This window comes from Couchioplanes caeruleus, assembly GCF_023499255.1.
GTDB classification, from domain to species: Bacteria; Actinomycetota; Actinomycetes; order Mycobacteriales; family Micromonosporaceae; genus Actinoplanes; species Actinoplanes caeruleus_A.
Genome location: NZ_CP092183.1, coordinates 6,507,588 through 6,521,785, shown reverse-complemented (window position 1 = coordinate 6,521,785; position 14,198 = coordinate 6,507,588). Strand labels below are relative to the sequence as shown.

17 protein-coding genes are annotated in these 14,198 nt (G+C 72.2%); 12 read left to right on the top strand and 5 right to left on the bottom strand.

The features are described from left to right. The first annotated feature begins 16 nt into the window (after window positions 1–16). Window positions 17–640 (top strand): maleylpyruvate isomerase family mycothiol-dependent enzyme, encoded by a 624-nt coding sequence (locus COUCH_RS30080; protein ID WP_249608578.1) that lies wholly within the window; start codon window positions 17–19, stop codon window positions 638–640. Here COUCH_RS30080 and COUCH_RS30075 read toward each other — a convergent pair whose 3' ends face one another. Continuing rightward, entirely contained in the window at window positions 641–1,333 is a 693-nt protein-coding gene (locus COUCH_RS30075) for a Crp/Fnr family transcriptional regulator (protein ID WP_199516082.1), read from the bottom strand. A 246-nt stretch (window positions 1,334–1,579) separates the two neighbouring features. Between COUCH_RS30075 and COUCH_RS30070 the strand changes: the two genes are divergently transcribed. From COUCH_RS30070 to proC, 5 genes are all read left to right on the top strand, one after another. After that, on the top strand, window positions 1,580–2,461 hold the full coding sequence (locus COUCH_RS30070) for a phosphotransferase enzyme family protein (protein ID WP_249608577.1): 882 nt from the start codon (window positions 1,580–1,582) through the stop codon (window positions 2,459–2,461). A 16-nt stretch (window positions 2,462–2,477) separates the two neighbouring features. Then, entirely contained in the window at window positions 2,478–2,966 is a 489-nt protein-coding gene (locus tag COUCH_RS30065; RefSeq protein ID WP_249608576.1) for a polyadenylate-specific 3'-exoribonuclease AS, read from the top strand. Window positions 2,967–3,033: 67 nt separating this feature from the next. After that, window positions 3,034–3,534 (top strand): pyridoxamine 5'-phosphate oxidase family protein, encoded by a 501-nt coding sequence (locus COUCH_RS30060; RefSeq protein ID WP_249608575.1) that lies wholly within the window; start codon window positions 3,034–3,036, stop codon window positions 3,532–3,534. A gap of 137 nt (window positions 3,535–3,671) precedes the next feature. After that, window positions 3,672–4,700 carry a 6-phosphofructokinase gene (locus tag COUCH_RS30055; protein WP_249608574.1) on the top strand — a complete coding sequence of 343 codons (1,029 nt, stop codon included), beginning with the start codon at window positions 3,672–3,674 and terminating at the stop codon, window positions 4,698–4,700. A 68-nt stretch (window positions 4,701–4,768) separates the two neighbouring features. Beyond that, window positions 4,769–5,575, top strand: coding sequence for a pyrroline-5-carboxylate reductase (gene proC / locus COUCH_RS30050; RefSeq protein WP_249608573.1), 807 nt, complete (start codon window positions 4,769–4,771; stop codon window positions 5,573–5,575). 21 nt (window positions 5,576–5,596) lie between these two features. On the opposite strand, the gene COUCH_RS30045 is transcribed toward proC, so the two are convergent. Continuing rightward, the gene (locus COUCH_RS30045) at window positions 5,597–5,878 is read right to left on the bottom strand and encodes a TetR family transcriptional regulator C-terminal domain-containing protein (protein WP_249608572.1); all 282 of its coding nucleotides are present in this window, start codon (window positions 5,876–5,878) and stop codon (window positions 5,597–5,599) included. A 1-nt stretch (window position 5,879) separates the two neighbouring features. On the opposite strand from COUCH_RS30045, the gene COUCH_RS30040 reads away from it, so the two are divergent. Then, complete coding sequence (locus COUCH_RS30040; protein ID WP_249608571.1) at window positions 5,880–6,314, top strand: hypothetical protein; 435 nt, start codon at window positions 5,880–5,882, stop codon at window positions 6,312–6,314. Between the two features lie 9 nt (window positions 6,315–6,323). Here the strand turns inward: COUCH_RS30040 and COUCH_RS30035 are convergent, their stop codons facing one another. Next, entirely contained in the window at window positions 6,324–7,001 is a 678-nt protein-coding gene (locus COUCH_RS30035) for a DUF429 domain-containing protein (RefSeq protein ID WP_249608570.1), read from the bottom strand. Window positions 7,002–7,008: 7 nt separating this feature from the next. Beyond that, entirely contained in the window at window positions 7,009–7,479 is a 471-nt protein-coding gene (locus COUCH_RS30030) for a glutathione peroxidase (RefSeq protein ID WP_249608569.1), read from the bottom strand. Between the two features lie 175 nt (window positions 7,480–7,654). Between COUCH_RS30030 and COUCH_RS30025 the strand changes: the two genes are divergently transcribed. The 5 genes from COUCH_RS30025 to COUCH_RS30005 all read left to right on the top strand — a co-directional run bounded on the left by COUCH_RS30025 (window position 7,655) and on the right by COUCH_RS30005 (window position 12,727). Beyond that, on the top strand, window positions 7,655–9,121 hold the full coding sequence (locus COUCH_RS30025; protein WP_249608568.1) for a glycosyl hydrolase family 18 protein: 1,467 nt from the start codon (window positions 7,655–7,657) through the stop codon (window positions 9,119–9,121). A 109-nt stretch (window positions 9,122–9,230) separates the two neighbouring features. Next, window positions 9,231–10,637: a class II 3-deoxy-7-phosphoheptulonate synthase gene (locus COUCH_RS30020; protein WP_249608567.1), complete on the top strand. Its 1,407-nt coding sequence runs from the start codon at window positions 9,231–9,233 to the stop codon at window positions 10,635–10,637. Next, window positions 10,630–11,655, top strand: coding sequence for a threonine aldolase family protein (locus COUCH_RS30015; protein WP_275980004.1), 1,026 nt, complete (start codon window positions 10,630–10,632; stop codon window positions 11,653–11,655). Before COUCH_RS30020 ends, COUCH_RS30015 begins: the two co-directional genes overlap by 8 nt. 64 nt (window positions 11,656–11,719) lie before the next feature. Beyond that, window positions 11,720–12,109 (top strand): DUF3224 domain-containing protein, encoded by a 390-nt coding sequence (locus COUCH_RS30010; RefSeq protein ID WP_249608566.1) that lies wholly within the window; start codon window positions 11,720–11,722, stop codon window positions 12,107–12,109. Window positions 12,110–12,112: 3 nt separating this feature from the next. Continuing rightward, the gene (locus tag COUCH_RS30005) at window positions 12,113–12,727 is read left to right on the top strand and encodes a GNAT family N-acetyltransferase (RefSeq protein ID WP_249608565.1); all 615 of its coding nucleotides are present in this window, start codon (window positions 12,113–12,115) and stop codon (window positions 12,725–12,727) included. Here the strand turns inward: COUCH_RS30005 and COUCH_RS30000 are convergent. Beyond that, window positions 12,666–14,099, bottom strand: coding sequence for a cytochrome P450 (locus tag COUCH_RS30000; protein ID WP_249608564.1), 1,434 nt, complete (start codon window positions 14,097–14,099; stop codon window positions 12,666–12,668). The two genes, COUCH_RS30005 and COUCH_RS30000, sit on opposite strands and share 62 nt — an antisense overlap. Between the last annotated feature and the right edge of the window lie 99 nt (window positions 14,100–14,198).

Here is a 14,198-nt window from a genome sequence, read left to right as displayed (position 1 = left end):
CCGGCGTAGTAGCGGCATGAGTGACGAACGAGTACGGGCCGCGGTGGTGGCCGAGCGTACGGACATGGCGGATCTGCTGGCGGGGCTGCGGCCGGAGCAGTGGGACGAACCCACGCTGTGCCAGGGCTGGCGGGTCCGCGAGGTGGTCGCCCACATCACGCAGCCCTTCCGGATGCCGATGTGGCGCGTGGTGCTGGAGCTGGCCCGGGCCCGCGGGGACGTCAACCGCATGGCGGACCGCAGCGCCCGCCGCGACGCCGCCCGGATGAGCGCGGACCAGCTTCTTCAGCAGTTGCGGGACAACGTCGCGCACCCGTGGACGCCGCCGGGCGGGGGAGCGGCCGGCGCGCTGTCCCACGACGTCATCCACGGCCTCGACATCACGGTGGCGTTGCGCCTGGACCGGACGGTCCCGCCGGAGCGCCTGCGCCCGGTCCTCGCCGGGATGCGCCCGCGCAACGTGGCATTCTTCGGCGCCGACCTGGCCGGGGCCGAGCTCAGGGCCACCGACCTCGACTGGTCCTACGGCGCCGGTCAGCTCGTTCGCGGCCGGGCGCAGGACCTGCTGCTGGTGGTCTGCGGCCGGCGCCTGCCGGCGGGCCACCTCGACGGACCCGCCGCGTCGCGCTTCACGGACTGATCAGCGTTCCGCCATGCCGGCCCGCCGGCGCAGCGCCGACACGTCCGTGACGACGATGCGCCGGCCCTCGGTGCGCAGCCAGCCGCGGGTGGCGAAGGAGCCGATGGCCTGGTTGACGCTCTGCCGCGAGCCGCCGGCCATCTCGGCGAGCTGGCTCTGGTTGAGCTCGATCGTGATCATGGGCGCCTGGCTGTCGCCCGCGAGGCGGACGAGCGTCTTGGCGACCCGGCCCGGCAGGTCCAGGAAGACGTGGTCGGCGTTCTGCTCGGTCAGGCGGCGGATGAGCCCGCCGACCGAGCGCATCACCGCGTCGAGAATGCGCGGGTTGGAGTGCACGAGGTCCATGAACGCGACCCGGGACAGCGCCAGCGCCTGGCTGTCCTCGATCGCCTCCGCGCTCGCCGAGCGGGTGGAGGCGTCCAGCAGCGAGACCTCGCCGAGCACGTCCGGCGGCCGGACCACGGTCAGCACCGCCCGCTCGCCGGTCGGCGCGGTGCGGAAGACGGCGATCGCGCCGCGGCGCAGCACGATGAGGGAGTCCCCGGGATCGTTCTCGACGAAGAGGATCTGCCCCTTGCGATAGGTGCGGGGCACGGCCGCGGCGATCACCCGCTGGCGCACGTCGGGCTCCAGCCCGGCGAACATCTCCACGCCCGTGAGCGCGTCGCCCGGCTCCGGCAGCCGATGGTCCACGGTCAGTCCTTCCCCCGGTCGGGACCACCGTCGACTCCACTGTCCGGCGTCGGCCCCTCGACGCGAACGATCACTCTTAGCATGTAGAGCGTCATCCACGCCATTTGATACCTCCAGAGCGCTCGCTCGATCATTTCGCGGATGTCGCTGGCTGTACACCCCCTAATCGCCGCTCGTGACAATAGGCGGCGACTGTCGCCCGCCGTGTCCGTTGATGTCACAGTGTGTGCCGGGATAATCGCCGCCGTGCCGGACCATGACCTTCTTCGATCCACCCTGCGCGACCAGTGGCACCTCGTGCCCGCGGAGATATCGCCGCTGCCCGGCGGCCTGCTCTCCGCCGGCTGGGACGTGACCGCGGGCGGCGAGCGCTTCGTCGCCCGCCTCGCCGAGCCCGCCGCCCGCCAGCCCGTCGAGGCCGGGCTGGCCGCGGCCGAGCACCTGCGCGGCACGGGCATCGAGGCCGGGCAGCCGGTACGCACCCTCGCCGGCGCGCTGACCGTCGAGACGCCGTACGGCGCCCTGGCCGTGCTGCGCCGCGCGCCCGGCCGTACCCTCGACGGCCGCGACCCGGTCGACCAGCAGTTCTGGGGCGACCGGCTGGGCGCGGTGCACCGGGCCCTGCAGGGCTTCCACCATCCGGGGCTGCGCCGCTGGAACCTGCTGGACCCCGACGCGCCGCACCTCGCGGTGGAGCCGTGGGTACGCCCCGCCGTCGCCGACGCGGTCACGGCGATGACCCGGCTGACCGTCACCGACCGGCTGACGTACGGGGTGCTGCACGGCGACCCGGCACCGGAGATCTTCCTCGTCGACCCCGCCACCGGCCGCGCCGGCCTGCTCGACTGCGGGGCGAGCGGGACCGGCCCGCTGCTCTACGACGTGGCCGCCGCGGTGCTGTACGCGGGCGGCCAGGAGACGTCGGCGGAGCTGCTCGACGGCTACCTCGCGGCCGGCCCGGTGGAGGAGGACGAGCTGTGCGCCGCGCTGCCGGTCATGCTCCGGTTCCGCTGGGCCGTGCACGCCGACCGGGCCGCCCGCCGGCTCCTCGCGGGCGACGGCGACGCCGGGCGGGAGGTGCTGCGCCGCGCACGGGAGGCCCTGGCGACGGGGACCGACCCGCGGTAGGCGAGGATGGGCCCCGATGGTCTACCGCTATTTCTACGACTGCGAATTCATCGAGGACGGCCGCACGGTCGATCTGGTCTCGATCGGCATGGTCGACGAGTACGGCCGCGAGTTCTACGCGGTCTCGACGGAATTCGACGACACCCGCGCCGTGCCGTGGGTGCGCCGCAACGTGCTCGACAAGCTGCCGTCGCCGGCCGACCCGGCGTGGCGCTCCCGCGAGCGCATCCGCGACGACCTGCACGCGTTCCTCGTCGAGCCGGTGCACGGCCGCGGGGAGCAGATCGAGCTCTGGGCCTGGTACGCGGCATACGACCACGTCGCCCTGGCCCAGCTGTGGGGCGCGATGCCGGCGCTGCCCCGGGAGATCCCGCGCTTCACCAAGGACCTCCGGCAGCGCTGGGACGACCTCGGACGCCCGCCCCTGCCGACCGCGCAGGGCCGCCACGACGCGCTCGTCGACGCGAAGCACAACCTCGCCCGCTGGAAGGCGATGGGCGGCTGACCGGCGCTCCGTTTCGCCGTGCGCGCCCCGGGAACGTCCGGGGTACGACCGACGGAAGGAACCTGTCATGGCAGAGCACACCGAGCAGGACAAGCGCGAGAAGCTGAAGGAGCTCGTCAAGGACGCCCGCATCGGGATGTTCACGACGATGACCGCGGACGGCAGGCATGTCAGCCGGCCCATGGCGCTGCAGGACGTCGAGTTCGACGGCGACCTGTGGTTCTTCACGTACGCCGACTCCGACCTGGTCGCGCAGATCCGGGCCAACCCGCAGGTCAACGTGTCCTTCAGCGACGCGAAGCAGCACGCCTGGACGTCGGTGTCCGGTTCCGCGGCGCAGACCGAGGACCGGGCCAAGGCGGAGGAGCTGTGGAACCCGATGCTCAAGGCGTGGTTCCCGGACGGCCTCGAGACGCCCAACCTGACGCTGGTGAAGGTGCACGCGGACAGCGCCGAGTACTGGGAGTCCGCACACAGTTCGAAGGTCATCACGCTCCTGGGGTACGCGAAGGCCGCCGTCACCGGGAAGACGCCGGACGCCGGCGAGAACGAAACCGTCCGCTTGTAGCGGGGCGCTTTGGTCCGGGGTGGGCCCGACGACTACAGTGCGTTTGCGGCCCGCCCCTGGACCCGGCAGTGACGCCGGACGACGGAATCCCAGGGGAGCCGGGCATCTCGCGACCCGATCAGGGAGGACGAGCAATCATGCGTATCGGCGTGCTCACCGGCGGCGGCGACTGCCCCGGTCTCAACGCGGTGATCCGGGCGGTGGTGCGCAAGGGCGTCGCCGCGTACGGTCACGAGTTCGTCGGCTTCCGGGACGGCTGGAAGGGTCCGCTGGAGGGCCTGACGAAGCCGCTCGGCATCGCCGAGGTCCGCGGCATCCTGCCCCGTGGCGGCACGATCCTCGGTTCCTCCCGGACCAACCCGTTCAAGATCGACGGCGGCGTCGAGAAGATCAAGGCGAACCTGGCCGAGCAGGGCGTCGACGCGCTCGTGGCGATCGGCGGCGAGGACACCCTCGGCGTCGCGACCAAGCTCAACGACCTGGGCGTCAAGGTCGTCGGCGTGCCGAAGACGATCGACAACGACCTGAACGCCACCGACTACACGTTCGGCTTCGACACCGCGGTCAACATCGCGATGGAGGCCATCGACCGGCTGCACACCACCGCCGAGTCGCACCACCGCACGCTGGTCGTCGAGGTCATGGGCCGGCACGCCGGCTGGATCGCCCTGCACGCCGGCCTCGCCGGTGGCGCCAACGTGATCCTGCTGCCGGAGCGCAACTTCGACGTGGAGCAGGTCGCCACGTACGTGACCAAGCGCTTCCAGGTCGAGTATGCGCCCATCGTCGTGGTCGCCGAGGGCGCCCAGCCGCTCGAGGGCCAGATGAGCCTGCAGAGCCAGGAGCTCGACGCGTTCGGCCACGTCCGCCTCGGTGGCATCGGCCAGTGGCTCGCCGAGCAGCTCGAGGAGAAGACCGGCAAGGAGGCCCGTACGGTCGTCCTCGGTCACATCCAGCGCGGCGGCACCCCGACCGCGTTCGACCGGGTCCTGGCCACGCGTTTCGGCCTGCAGGCCATCGACGCGGTCCACGAGGGCGACTTCGGCAAGATGATGGCGCTGCGCGGCACCGACATCGTCCGGGTCCCGCTCATCGACGGCACCGGCGAGCTCAAGACCGTGCCGATCGAGCGGTACAACGAGGCCGAGGTCTTCTTCGGCAGCTGAGCGACAGCTTCATCACCGGGGGCGGGCGGCACACGCCCGCCCCCGGTCTCTTTCCTCCGGAGGTCCCCATGACCGTCGTCGCGGTGCTCGGCGCCGGCAAGATCGGTGAACTCGTGCTCTCCGGCCTGCTGCGCGCGGGCTGGCCGGCCTCGAACCTGCTCGTCACGACGCGCCGCCCCGCCCGGGCCGAGGAGCTGCGCGAGCGCTACGGCGTCCGGATCGTCGACAACCCGGCGGCGGTGGCGGAGGCGGACGTGCTGGCGATCGCGGTCAAGCCGCAGGACGCCGGCACGCTGCTCGCCGAGATCGGCCCGAAGGTGCCCGCCGGCAAGCTCGTCGTCTCGCTCTGCGCGGGGCTGCCGACGAGCTTCTTCGCCGCCCGGCTGCCCGAGGACACCCCGGTGGTGCGGGTGATGACGAACACCCCGGCCCTGGTGGACCAGGCGATGACGGCGATCTCGGCCGGCCCGCACGCGACCGGCGAGCACCTCGCGGTCGCCGAGGAGATGTTCAAGCCGCTGGGCTCGACGATCCGTGTGCCGGAGTCGCAGCAGGACGCCGTGACGGCGCTCTCCGGCTCCGGGCCGGCGTACTTCTATCTGCTCGTCGAGGCGATGATCGACGCGGGCATCCTGCTCGGCCTGCCCCGGCAGGTGGCGCACGAGCTGATCGTGCAGACCGCGATCGGCTCGGCCGTCATGCTGCGCGACTCCGGCGAGCACCCGGTCAAGCTGCGGGAGGCGGTCACGTCCCCGGCCGGCACCACCATCTCGGCGATCCGCGAGCTGGAGAACCACGGCGTCCGCGCGGCCCTGCTGGCCGCCCTGGAGGCCGCCCGCGACCGGGCCCGGGAGATCGCGGCCCAGTCCGCCTGAGCCGTACGAGGGCCGGCGCGGTCAGGTCCCGGGGGTCGACAGGAATGCGAGGGAGTGCCGCGCCACCTCGCGCATGAAGCCGGCGTCGCGCCCGGCCTGGCCGAGGGCGTCCATGCCCCGGATGGTGATGAGGAGCAGGGCCGCCGCTGTGCGCGGGTCGTGATGCGCCGCGAGGTCCCCGTGCTGCTGCGCCTGCTGCAGGCAGGTCACCAGGATCTGCTCGTACGTCCCGTACATGCGTTCGGCGCGGACGGCGACCTCGGGGTCGGCCGCGGCCAGCTCCGCCGTCGGCGCGGAGGTCACCGTGCTCAGTCGCACGCAGGCCAAGGCGGCGGACAGCCTGCGCTTCGGCGCGACCCGCCATCTCGCCCTGACCGACGAGGCCGCCGTCGCCGGGTGCGCGGGCGCCTTCGATCTGATCATCTCGACGCTGTCGGGGTCCCCGGACACCGCGCCGCTGCTGGCGATGCTGGACGTCGACGGCGCCCTCGTCATGGCCGGTGCGCCTGCCCGGCCCCTCACCACGCCGGTCGGCCTGCTCATCGGCGGGCGCCGGAGCCTGGCCGGCACCTCGATCGGTGGTCTCGCGGAGACGCAGGAGATGCTCGGCTTCTGCGCCGCACACGGGATCACCGCGGAGGTGGAGATCATCACCGCCGGGCAGGCCGGGCAGCTGTACGACCGGCTGGACGCGGGGGACGTGCGCTACCGCCTCGTCCTCGACACCTCGACGCTGTAGCGCACGGTCCTAGTACCAGATCGCGATCCGGGCGCCGTTGTTCTCCTCCGGGGGGCTGGGGTGGCTCAGCGCTGCCCCGGTCGCCATCCGGTGGGCGCTCCACGCCACCGCGGCCGCGTCCAGGATGTCGTCCGGTGGCGCCTGGCCCGCCGGGCCGAGCTGGTCGGGCAGCACGATGCCGTTGCGGGCGAGCAGGTCGCGGCGGCGGGCCTGGCCGCTCCAGGTCTTCTTCGCGTACGCCAGCGGCTCGCCGGCCATCTGGCGGAAGGACACCTCGGGGTGGGCCTCGAACAGCAGGCCGGGGTGGCGTTCCCAGATGGCGTTGGCCTCGAGCAGCTTGGGCCGCAACGCCCAGGACTGCCGGCTCAGCCCGGCGCCGGTGAGCTCGCGGCAGAGCCGGTTGGCGGCGGCGAAGTCGGACTCCTGCCAGACCGCGCGGGGCGGCACCCGGAAGACGCTGCCGCGGCGGGGCCCGAGCTGGTCGGCCGCGAGCGTGTCGGCGGCGCGCCAGCGGTCGGGGAGCATGCCGAGCGGGATGTCGACGCCGATGACGGCCGCGCCGGAGCTGCCCGCGACGATCTCGTAGAGGGTGGACGCGAGCATGGCCCGCCCGAAGCGGCCGTCGCGCAGCTCCACCCCCACCCAGCCGAGGGCGTACGCGTCGACGCCGATGACGTGAAGGCTCATGAGCGGCTCAGCGGGGTAGGAGCTTCTCGATGGCGGACACGAGGCGCTCGTCCCCGGGCTGCGTACCCGGGTCGAAGCGGGCCTCGACCGTGCCGTCCGGGCCGACGAGGAACTTCTCGAAGTTCCACTGGATGTCGTCGCCGCTCCCGACGAGCTCGCGGTAGAGCGGGTGCCGCCCGGGGCCGTTGACCTCGACCTTCTCCGTGATCGGGAAGGTGACGCCGTAGTTCACCTGGCAGAACTGGTCGATGTCGGCCGCGCTGCCCGGCTCCTGCCCGGCGAACTGGTTGCAGGGGACGCCGAGCACGACCAGGCCGCGGTCGGCGTACGCGCGGTACAGCTCCTGGAGGCCGGCGTACTGGGGGGTGAGGCCGCACTTGGAGGCGACATTGACCACGAGGACGACATTGCCGCGGTATTGCCGCAGATCGGCGGATCCCCCGGTAAGGGCGTCGATGTCGACGTCGAAGATGGTCATGACGGCAGACTACGCGCTGTGCCCGTATGAGTGCACGCCGTGGCGCTCACTGCGACGAAGTTAAAAGAGCGGCCAAACCGTCGTCACCACCTTGACTCACGTTCATAGATGTGACTACCGTCTCTTCAACTTCCCTTTGGAAAGTTTCCTAACTGTTGGTTCTTGAGGAGACGCAGTGAAGAAAACCCTCCGCCGCGCCCTGTGGGCCGGAGCGATCGTGGCGATGGCGTCCGCCGCCGTCCCCATGGTCCAGGCGTCCGCCGCAGCTGCCTGTGCTCCCGCCTGGAGCTCCACTGCGGTCTACACCAAGGACATGGCCGCCTCCCAGAACGGTCACAACTACACCGCCAAGTGGTGGACGCAGAACGAGGCGCCGTCGACCCACAGCGGCCAGTGGGACGTGTGGATCGACGGCGGCACGTGCGGCGGCGGCACCACGCCTCCGACCACCCCGCCGACGACTCCTCCGACCACCCCGCCCACCACGCCTCCCACGACCCCGCCGACCCAGCCCCCGGGCAACGGTGGCAAGAACGTCGTGGGCTACTTCGCCGAGTGGGGCGTCTACGGGCGCAACTACCACGTGAAGAACATCGTCACGAGCGGCTCGGCGTCCAAGCTGACGCACATCCTGTACGCGTTCGGCAACACCACCGGCGGCCAGTGCTCCATCGGTGACTCGTACGCCGACTACGACCGGGCGTACACCGCGGCGGAGAGCGTGGACGGCGTCGCCGACACGTGGGACACCGGCGCGCTGCGCGGCTCCTTCAACCAGCTGCGCAAGCTCAAGAAGGCGTACCCGAACATCAAGGTGATCTGGTCGTTCGGCGGCTGGACCTGGTCCGGCGGCTTTACCCAGGCCGCCGCGAACCCGACCGGCTTCGCGAACTCCTGCTACAACCTGATCAAGGACTCGCGCTGGTCGGACGTCTTCGACGGCATCGACATCGACTGGGAGTACCCGAACGCCTGCGGCCTCTCCTGCGACAGCAGCGGCCCGGCCTCGTACAACAACGTGATCACGGCGCTGCGCAACAAGTTCGGCGCGAACTTCCTGATCACCTCGGCGATCTCGGCCGACGGCTCCAACGGCGGCAAGCTCGACGCGGCCGACTACGCCTCCGGCATCGCGAAGCTGAACCTGGTCTTCCCGATGACCTACGACTACTACGGCGCCTTCAACGCGCAGGGCCCGACCGCCCCGCACTCGCCGCTCACCTCGTACGCCGGCATCCCGACCCAGGGCTTCTGGTCCGACGCGGCGATCCAGAAGCTGAAGAGCAAGGGCGTCCCGGCGAGCAAGATGCTGCTCGGCATCGGCTTCTACGGCCGCGGCTGGACCGGCGTCACGCAGAGCGCACCGGGCGGCTCGGCGACCGGCGCGGCACCGGGCACCTACGAGGCCGGCATCGAGGACTACAAGGTCCTCAAGAACAGCTGCCCGGCCACGGGCACCGTCGGCGGCACGGCGTACGCCAAGTGCGGCAGCAACTGGTGGGGCTACGACACCCCGGCCACCATCGGCGGCAAGATGACGTACGCCAAGCAGCAGGGTCTCGGCGGCGCGTTCTTCTGGGAGTTCTCCGGCGACACCAGCAACGGCGAGCTCATCACCGCGATCAAGAACGGCCTCGGCTGAGCTTGCCCGCAGCGGAAAACCGAAGCAAAACCCAGTGACGCAGTCCTAGCAGGTGGGGCGCCGGGGATCCTCCCGGCGCCCCTTCCCTGTCCCTGGTTAGGCTTTCGGCATGCGCCGAGAGTGGCATCAGCTCAGTCATCCCGGGGTCGGTGCGACCGCCCTGCAGACCTCCCGTCCCTCCACCGACTCCGCCGAGGACTCGGCGCTCGGCCTGGACCGCTGGCGCGAGCTGCCGCGCCTGCAGATGCCGCCGTGGGCGGACATGGACGAGGTCACTTCGGTCTGCAAGGTCCTCGACAACGTCCCGTCGATCGTCGCGCCGTACGAGGTCGACCAGCTGCGCCACAAGCTCGCCGAGGTGTGCGAGGGGCGGGCGTTCCTGCTCCAGGGCGGCGACTGCGCCGAGACGTTCGCCGACAACACCGAGAGTCACCTGCTCGCCAACGCGCGCACGCTGCTGCAGATGGCCGTGGTGCTCACGTACGGCGCCTCGATGCCGGTGGTGAAGGTGGCCCGGGTGGCCGGGCAGTACACCAAGCCGCGCTCCGCGCCGACCGACTCGCTGGGGCTGCCGGCGTACCGCGGCGACCTGATCAACTCGCTGGAGGCCGACGAGGGCGCCCGGGTGGCCGACCCGCAGCGCATGATCCGGGCGTACGCGAACAGCGCCGCGGCGATGAACATGCTGCGGGCGTACCTGGCGGGTGGTCTTGCCGATCTCGCGGGTCTGCACGACTGGAACAAGGACTTCGTCCGGGCGTCGCCCGCGGGTGAGCGCTACGAGGCGATCGCGCGCGAGATCGACCGCGCCCTCGACTTCATCCGCGCCTGCGGCATGACCGACGACGAGGCGCTGCGCACGGTCAGCCTGTACTGCTCGCACGAGGCGCTGGCGCTGGAGTACGACCGCGCGCTGACCCGGGTCTCCGACGGCCGGGCGTACGGTCTGTCCGGGCACTTCCTCTGGGTGGGTGAGCGGACCCGGCAGCTGGACCACGCGCACATCGACTTCATCAGCCGCATCGCGAACCCGATCGGGGTGAAGCTCGGCCCCGGCACCTCCCCGGAGACCGCGATCGAGCTGTGCGAGAAGCTCAACCCGGAGAACGTCCCGGGCCGGCTCACGCTGATCAGCCGGATGGGCAACGGCAAGGTACGCGAGGCGCTGCCGCCGATCGTGGAGAAGGTGACGGCGTCGGGGGCGAAGGTCGTGTGGCAGTGCGACCCGATGCACGGCAACACCCACGAGTCGTCCAACGGCTACAAGACGCGCCACTTCGACCGGATCGTCGACGAGGTGCTCGGCTACTTCGAGGTGCACCGCGGCCTCGGCACCCACCCGGGCGGCATCCACGTCGAGCTGACCGGCGAGGACGTCACCGAGTGCCTCGGCGGCGCGCAGGGCATCGAGGACCTGGACCTGCCCGGCCGGTACGAGACCGCCTGCGACCCCCGCCTCAACACCCAGCAGAGCCTGGAGCTGGCGTTCCTCGTGGCGGAGATGCTGCGTGGCTGACCTGCGCTCGGACACCGTCACCCGGCCGACGCCGGCGATGCGCGAGGCCATGGCGTCCGCGCCGGTGGGCGACGACGTCTTCGGCGACGACCCGACCGTCAACGATCTCGAGGCGCACGTCGCGCGGATGTTCGGGCACGAGGCGGCGCTGTTCGCCCCGTCCGGCACGATGGCCAACCAGATCGCGATGCAGCTCGTCGTGCCGGCGGGGGAGGAGCTGCTCGCCGGCGCGGACGCGCACGTGGTCACGTACGAGCTGGGCGCCGCCGCCGCGCTGGGCGGCATCTCGACGCGCACCTGGCCGTCGCGCGGCGCCGCTCTGGACGTCGACGAGATCGCGGGGATGATCCGCCCGGCCGGCTACCCCTCGGTGCCGACCCGGGCGATCGCCGTCGAGCAGACGCACAACCTCGGCGGCGGGGGGATCGTCCCGCTCGCGACACTGCACCGCCTGCACGACGTGGCGAAGAGCGCCGGGGTGGCCCTCCACTGCGACGGCGCCCGCATCTGGCACGCGCACGTCGCGGAAGGGGTGCCGCTGTTCACGTACGGGCAGCTCTTCGACACCCTGTCGGTCTGCCTGTCGAAGGGCCTCGGCGCACCGGTCGGGTCGTTGATCGTGGGCTCCGCGGAGCGCATCGCCCGGGCCCGGCAGATCCGTAAGCGGATGGGCGGCGGCATGCGCCAGGTCGGCATCCTCGCGGCGGCCGGCCGGTACGCCCTCGACCACCACGTCGACCGCCTCGCGCAGGACCACGCCCGGGCCCGCCGCCTCGCCGAGGCCCTCGAACCGTTCGGCGTGGTCGACGCCGCCGCCGTGCGGACCAACCTCGTCCCGCTCGACCTGACCAAGGCGTCGATGGACGCGCCGACGCTGGTCGCGAGGGCCGCGGAACGCGACGTCCGGATCACGGTGATGCTGCCCCGGCTGGCCCGCGCGGTCACCCACCTCGACGTGGACGACGACGACGTCGACCGCACGATCGTGGTCCTGTCCGACCTTCTGCGCGCCGCCTGAGCAGGCGGCGTCCGGTCTGGTTACATCGGACCCGACGCCGCCCGCCACCGACGAGGAGCCCGCGATGAGCCGCCGCGCCACCGGCACCTTCACCACCACGTTCGAGCCGCTCAAGGCCGACGACGACACGCTCGGCCGCATGCAGGTCCACAAGACGATCGAGGGCGACCTCGTCGGCACGGGCCGCGCCGAGATGCTGTCGGTCGGCACCCCGGTCGAGGGATCGGCGGGCTACGTCGCCATCGACCACATCACCGGCACGCTGGAGGGGCTCCGCGGCAGCTTCGTCCTGCAGCACTTCGGGCTCATGGACCGCGGATCCGGCACGCTGACCGTGCGGGTCGTGCCGGATTCGGGTACGGACGAGCTCACCGGCATCACCGGCACGTTCGAGATCGACAACAGCTCGGACGAGCACCGGTACGTCTTCACGTACGACATCGAGCCGCACTGAGCGATGCCCCGACTCTCGGCGCCCGTGCTGGCCGGCGATCGCGTACGGCTCGAGCCCCTCGGCCACGGCCACGCCGCCGACCTCGCCGCCGCGGCTGAGGAGGACCGGTCCTCGTACGGCTGGACCTGGGTGCCCCGCGCCCACGAGGTCGGCGCGTACCTGGACGAGCAGCTGGGCCGGGCGGCGGCGGGGCAGCTGGCCCCGTACGCGCAGATCGCCGCCGCGTCCGGACGGGCGGTGGGCGTCACGGCGTACTGGGATCCGCGGCCGTGGCCGGACGGGGACCGGCTGATGGCGGTCGAGGTCGGTTTCACCTGGCTGGCGGCGTCCGCGCAGGGCACGGGCATCAACACCGAGGCGAAGTACCTGTTGTTCCGGCACGCCTTCGAGGCCTGGGGCGCGGCCCGGGTGGACCTGAAGACCGACGCCCGCAACGGCCGCTCCCGCGCGGCGATCGCCGGCCTGGGCGCGCAGTTCGAGGGCGTGCTGCGGCAGTGGTCCAGGTCCTGGGCGCCCGGCGAGGACGGCATGCTCCGCGACTCGGCGATGTTCTCGATCATCGCCGCGGAGTGGCCGGCCTGCCGCGCGCATCTCGAGGAACGCCTGGCGCGTCGCTAGCGGGCCGCAAACGCACGCCAAGGTTGGTGGGGTAGAGCGCGAAGGTCTCGCGTTCGCCCACCGGACCGGCGGAGGTGTCGGGCTCGAGGGTGAACGCGCGGCAGATCGTGGCGATCAGCAGCGTCGCCTCCAGGAGGGCCAGGTTGCGGCCCGGGCAGAAGCGCGGCCCGCTGCCGAACGGAAGGTACGGCTGCTCACCCTGCGCGGCGTCGGCCGGGCGGCCCGGACGGAACGCGCCGGGATCGGGATACCGATCCGCGTCGGTGGCCGAACCGTACGCCTGCAGCACGAAGATGGGCGTGCCCGGGCCGACGCGCAGGCCGCCGACGGTCGTTTCGGCCAGCGGCTCCATGACGACGAACGGTGACGGGGGCCGCAGCCGGATCGCCTCGTCGATCACCGCGCCGGCGAGGCGCAGCCGGGGCAGAGCCGCCGCGTCCGGCGGGCCGTCCGGGTCGAGCTCCGCCTCGGCCTCGGCCCGGACGCGCTGCTGGACCTCCGGGTGCGTGGCGAGGAAGTGCACCGCCCAGGCGGTCGCTGCGGCGCTGCTCTCCTGGCCGGCGACGATCATGGTCAGCACGCTGCCCACCACGTCGGCGTCGCTCAGCGGCTCCTCGCCGTCGAGGTCCGCGCGGGCGAGCGCGGTGAGGAAGTCACCCGGCTCCCCGCCGCCGGCCATCCGGGACCGGGCCTCGGCATAGCGGTCCAGGATCAGCCGGCCGGTCTGCGCGACGGCGGCGTCCACCTTGCGGTCGGCGGGCAGCCGTACGAGCCGCCAGTACGGTACGGGGCTGTTCAGCCGGCGCCGCAACGTGGCGAACACGAGCGCGAGATGGCGGTGCAGGTCGCCCTCCCCGGCGCCGCCCAGCTCGTGGCCCATGGTCACGCCGGTCACCACCTCGAGGGTGTACCGCATGAGGTGGTCGAGGACGTCCACCCGCTCGCCGGAGGCCGCCGCGGCCTGCCATCGGTCCCGCAGCCGGCCGGCCGCTCCCGCCACCGTGCCGAACGACGCGTGCAGGGACGCGGCGCCCAGGCCGCGGGTGCCGATCCGGCGTAGCCGGCGCCAGTCGTCGCCCTCCGCGCTGAACAGCCCGTGGCCGCCGAGCTCGTCGATCAGGTCGGACACGAACCGGCCGCGGCGGAAACCGTCCGGGCGCTCCCGGAACACGGCCCGGAGGATGCCCGGATCCGAGGTGACGACGGCGGTCGTGCCGGGCAGGCGGATCCGGTACGTGGGGCCGTACCGCTCCCGCCAGCGGTAGAGGGACCGGTGCGGCGTGCCCCCGCGGGCGAACCCGATGAGGTTGCCCAGCAGGGGAAGTCCCCGCGGCCCGGGCAGGTCGGCGACGGTGAGGGGTGCGGTTCGCATGGGCCGAAAGTTAACACCTGTTCACTTCGGCCGGCGGGACCCCGGGCGCGCTGTGCCCGAAAGGACCGGCTGCATGGCCTTGTCGTCGTGGGCGGCTTC

Bases quoted from the DNA above. Each gene is read 5' to 3' on its own strand.
- COUCH_RS30035 (WP_249608570.1), bottom strand. From the start codon at position 7,001: ATGAGCCTTCACGTCATCGGCGTCGACGCGTACGCCCTCGGCTGGGTG.
- COUCH_RS30060 (WP_249608575.1), top strand. From the start codon at position 3,034: ATGGCAGAGCACACCGAGCAGGACAAGCGCGAGAAGCTGAAGGAGCTC.
- COUCH_RS30065 (WP_249608576.1), top strand. From the start codon at position 2,478: ATGGTCTACCGCTATTTCTACGACTGCGAATTCATCGAGGACGGCCGC.
- COUCH_RS30030 (WP_249608569.1), bottom strand. From the start codon at position 7,479: ATGACCATCTTCGACGTCGACATCGACGCCCTTACCGGGGGATCCGCC.
- COUCH_RS30080 (WP_249608578.1), top strand. From the start codon at position 17: ATGAGTGACGAACGAGTACGGGCCGCGGTGGTGGCCGAGCGTACGGAC.
- COUCH_RS30020 (WP_249608567.1), top strand. From the start codon at position 9,231: ATGCGCCGAGAGTGGCATCAGCTCAGTCATCCCGGGGTCGGTGCGACC.
- COUCH_RS30000 (WP_249608564.1), bottom strand. From the start codon at position 14,099: ATGCGAACCGCACCCCTCACCGTCGCCGACCTGCCCGGGCCGCGGGGA.
- COUCH_RS30010 (WP_249608566.1), top strand. From the start codon at position 11,720: ATGAGCCGCCGCGCCACCGGCACCTTCACCACCACGTTCGAGCCGCTC.
- proC (WP_249608573.1), top strand. From the start codon at position 4,769: ATGACCGTCGTCGCGGTGCTCGGCGCCGGCAAGATCGGTGAACTCGTG.
- COUCH_RS30055 (WP_249608574.1), top strand. From the start codon at position 3,672: ATGCGTATCGGCGTGCTCACCGGCGGCGGCGACTGCCCCGGTCTCAAC.
- COUCH_RS30005 (WP_249608565.1), top strand. From the start codon at position 12,113: ATGCCCCGACTCTCGGCGCCCGTGCTGGCCGGCGATCGCGTACGGCTC.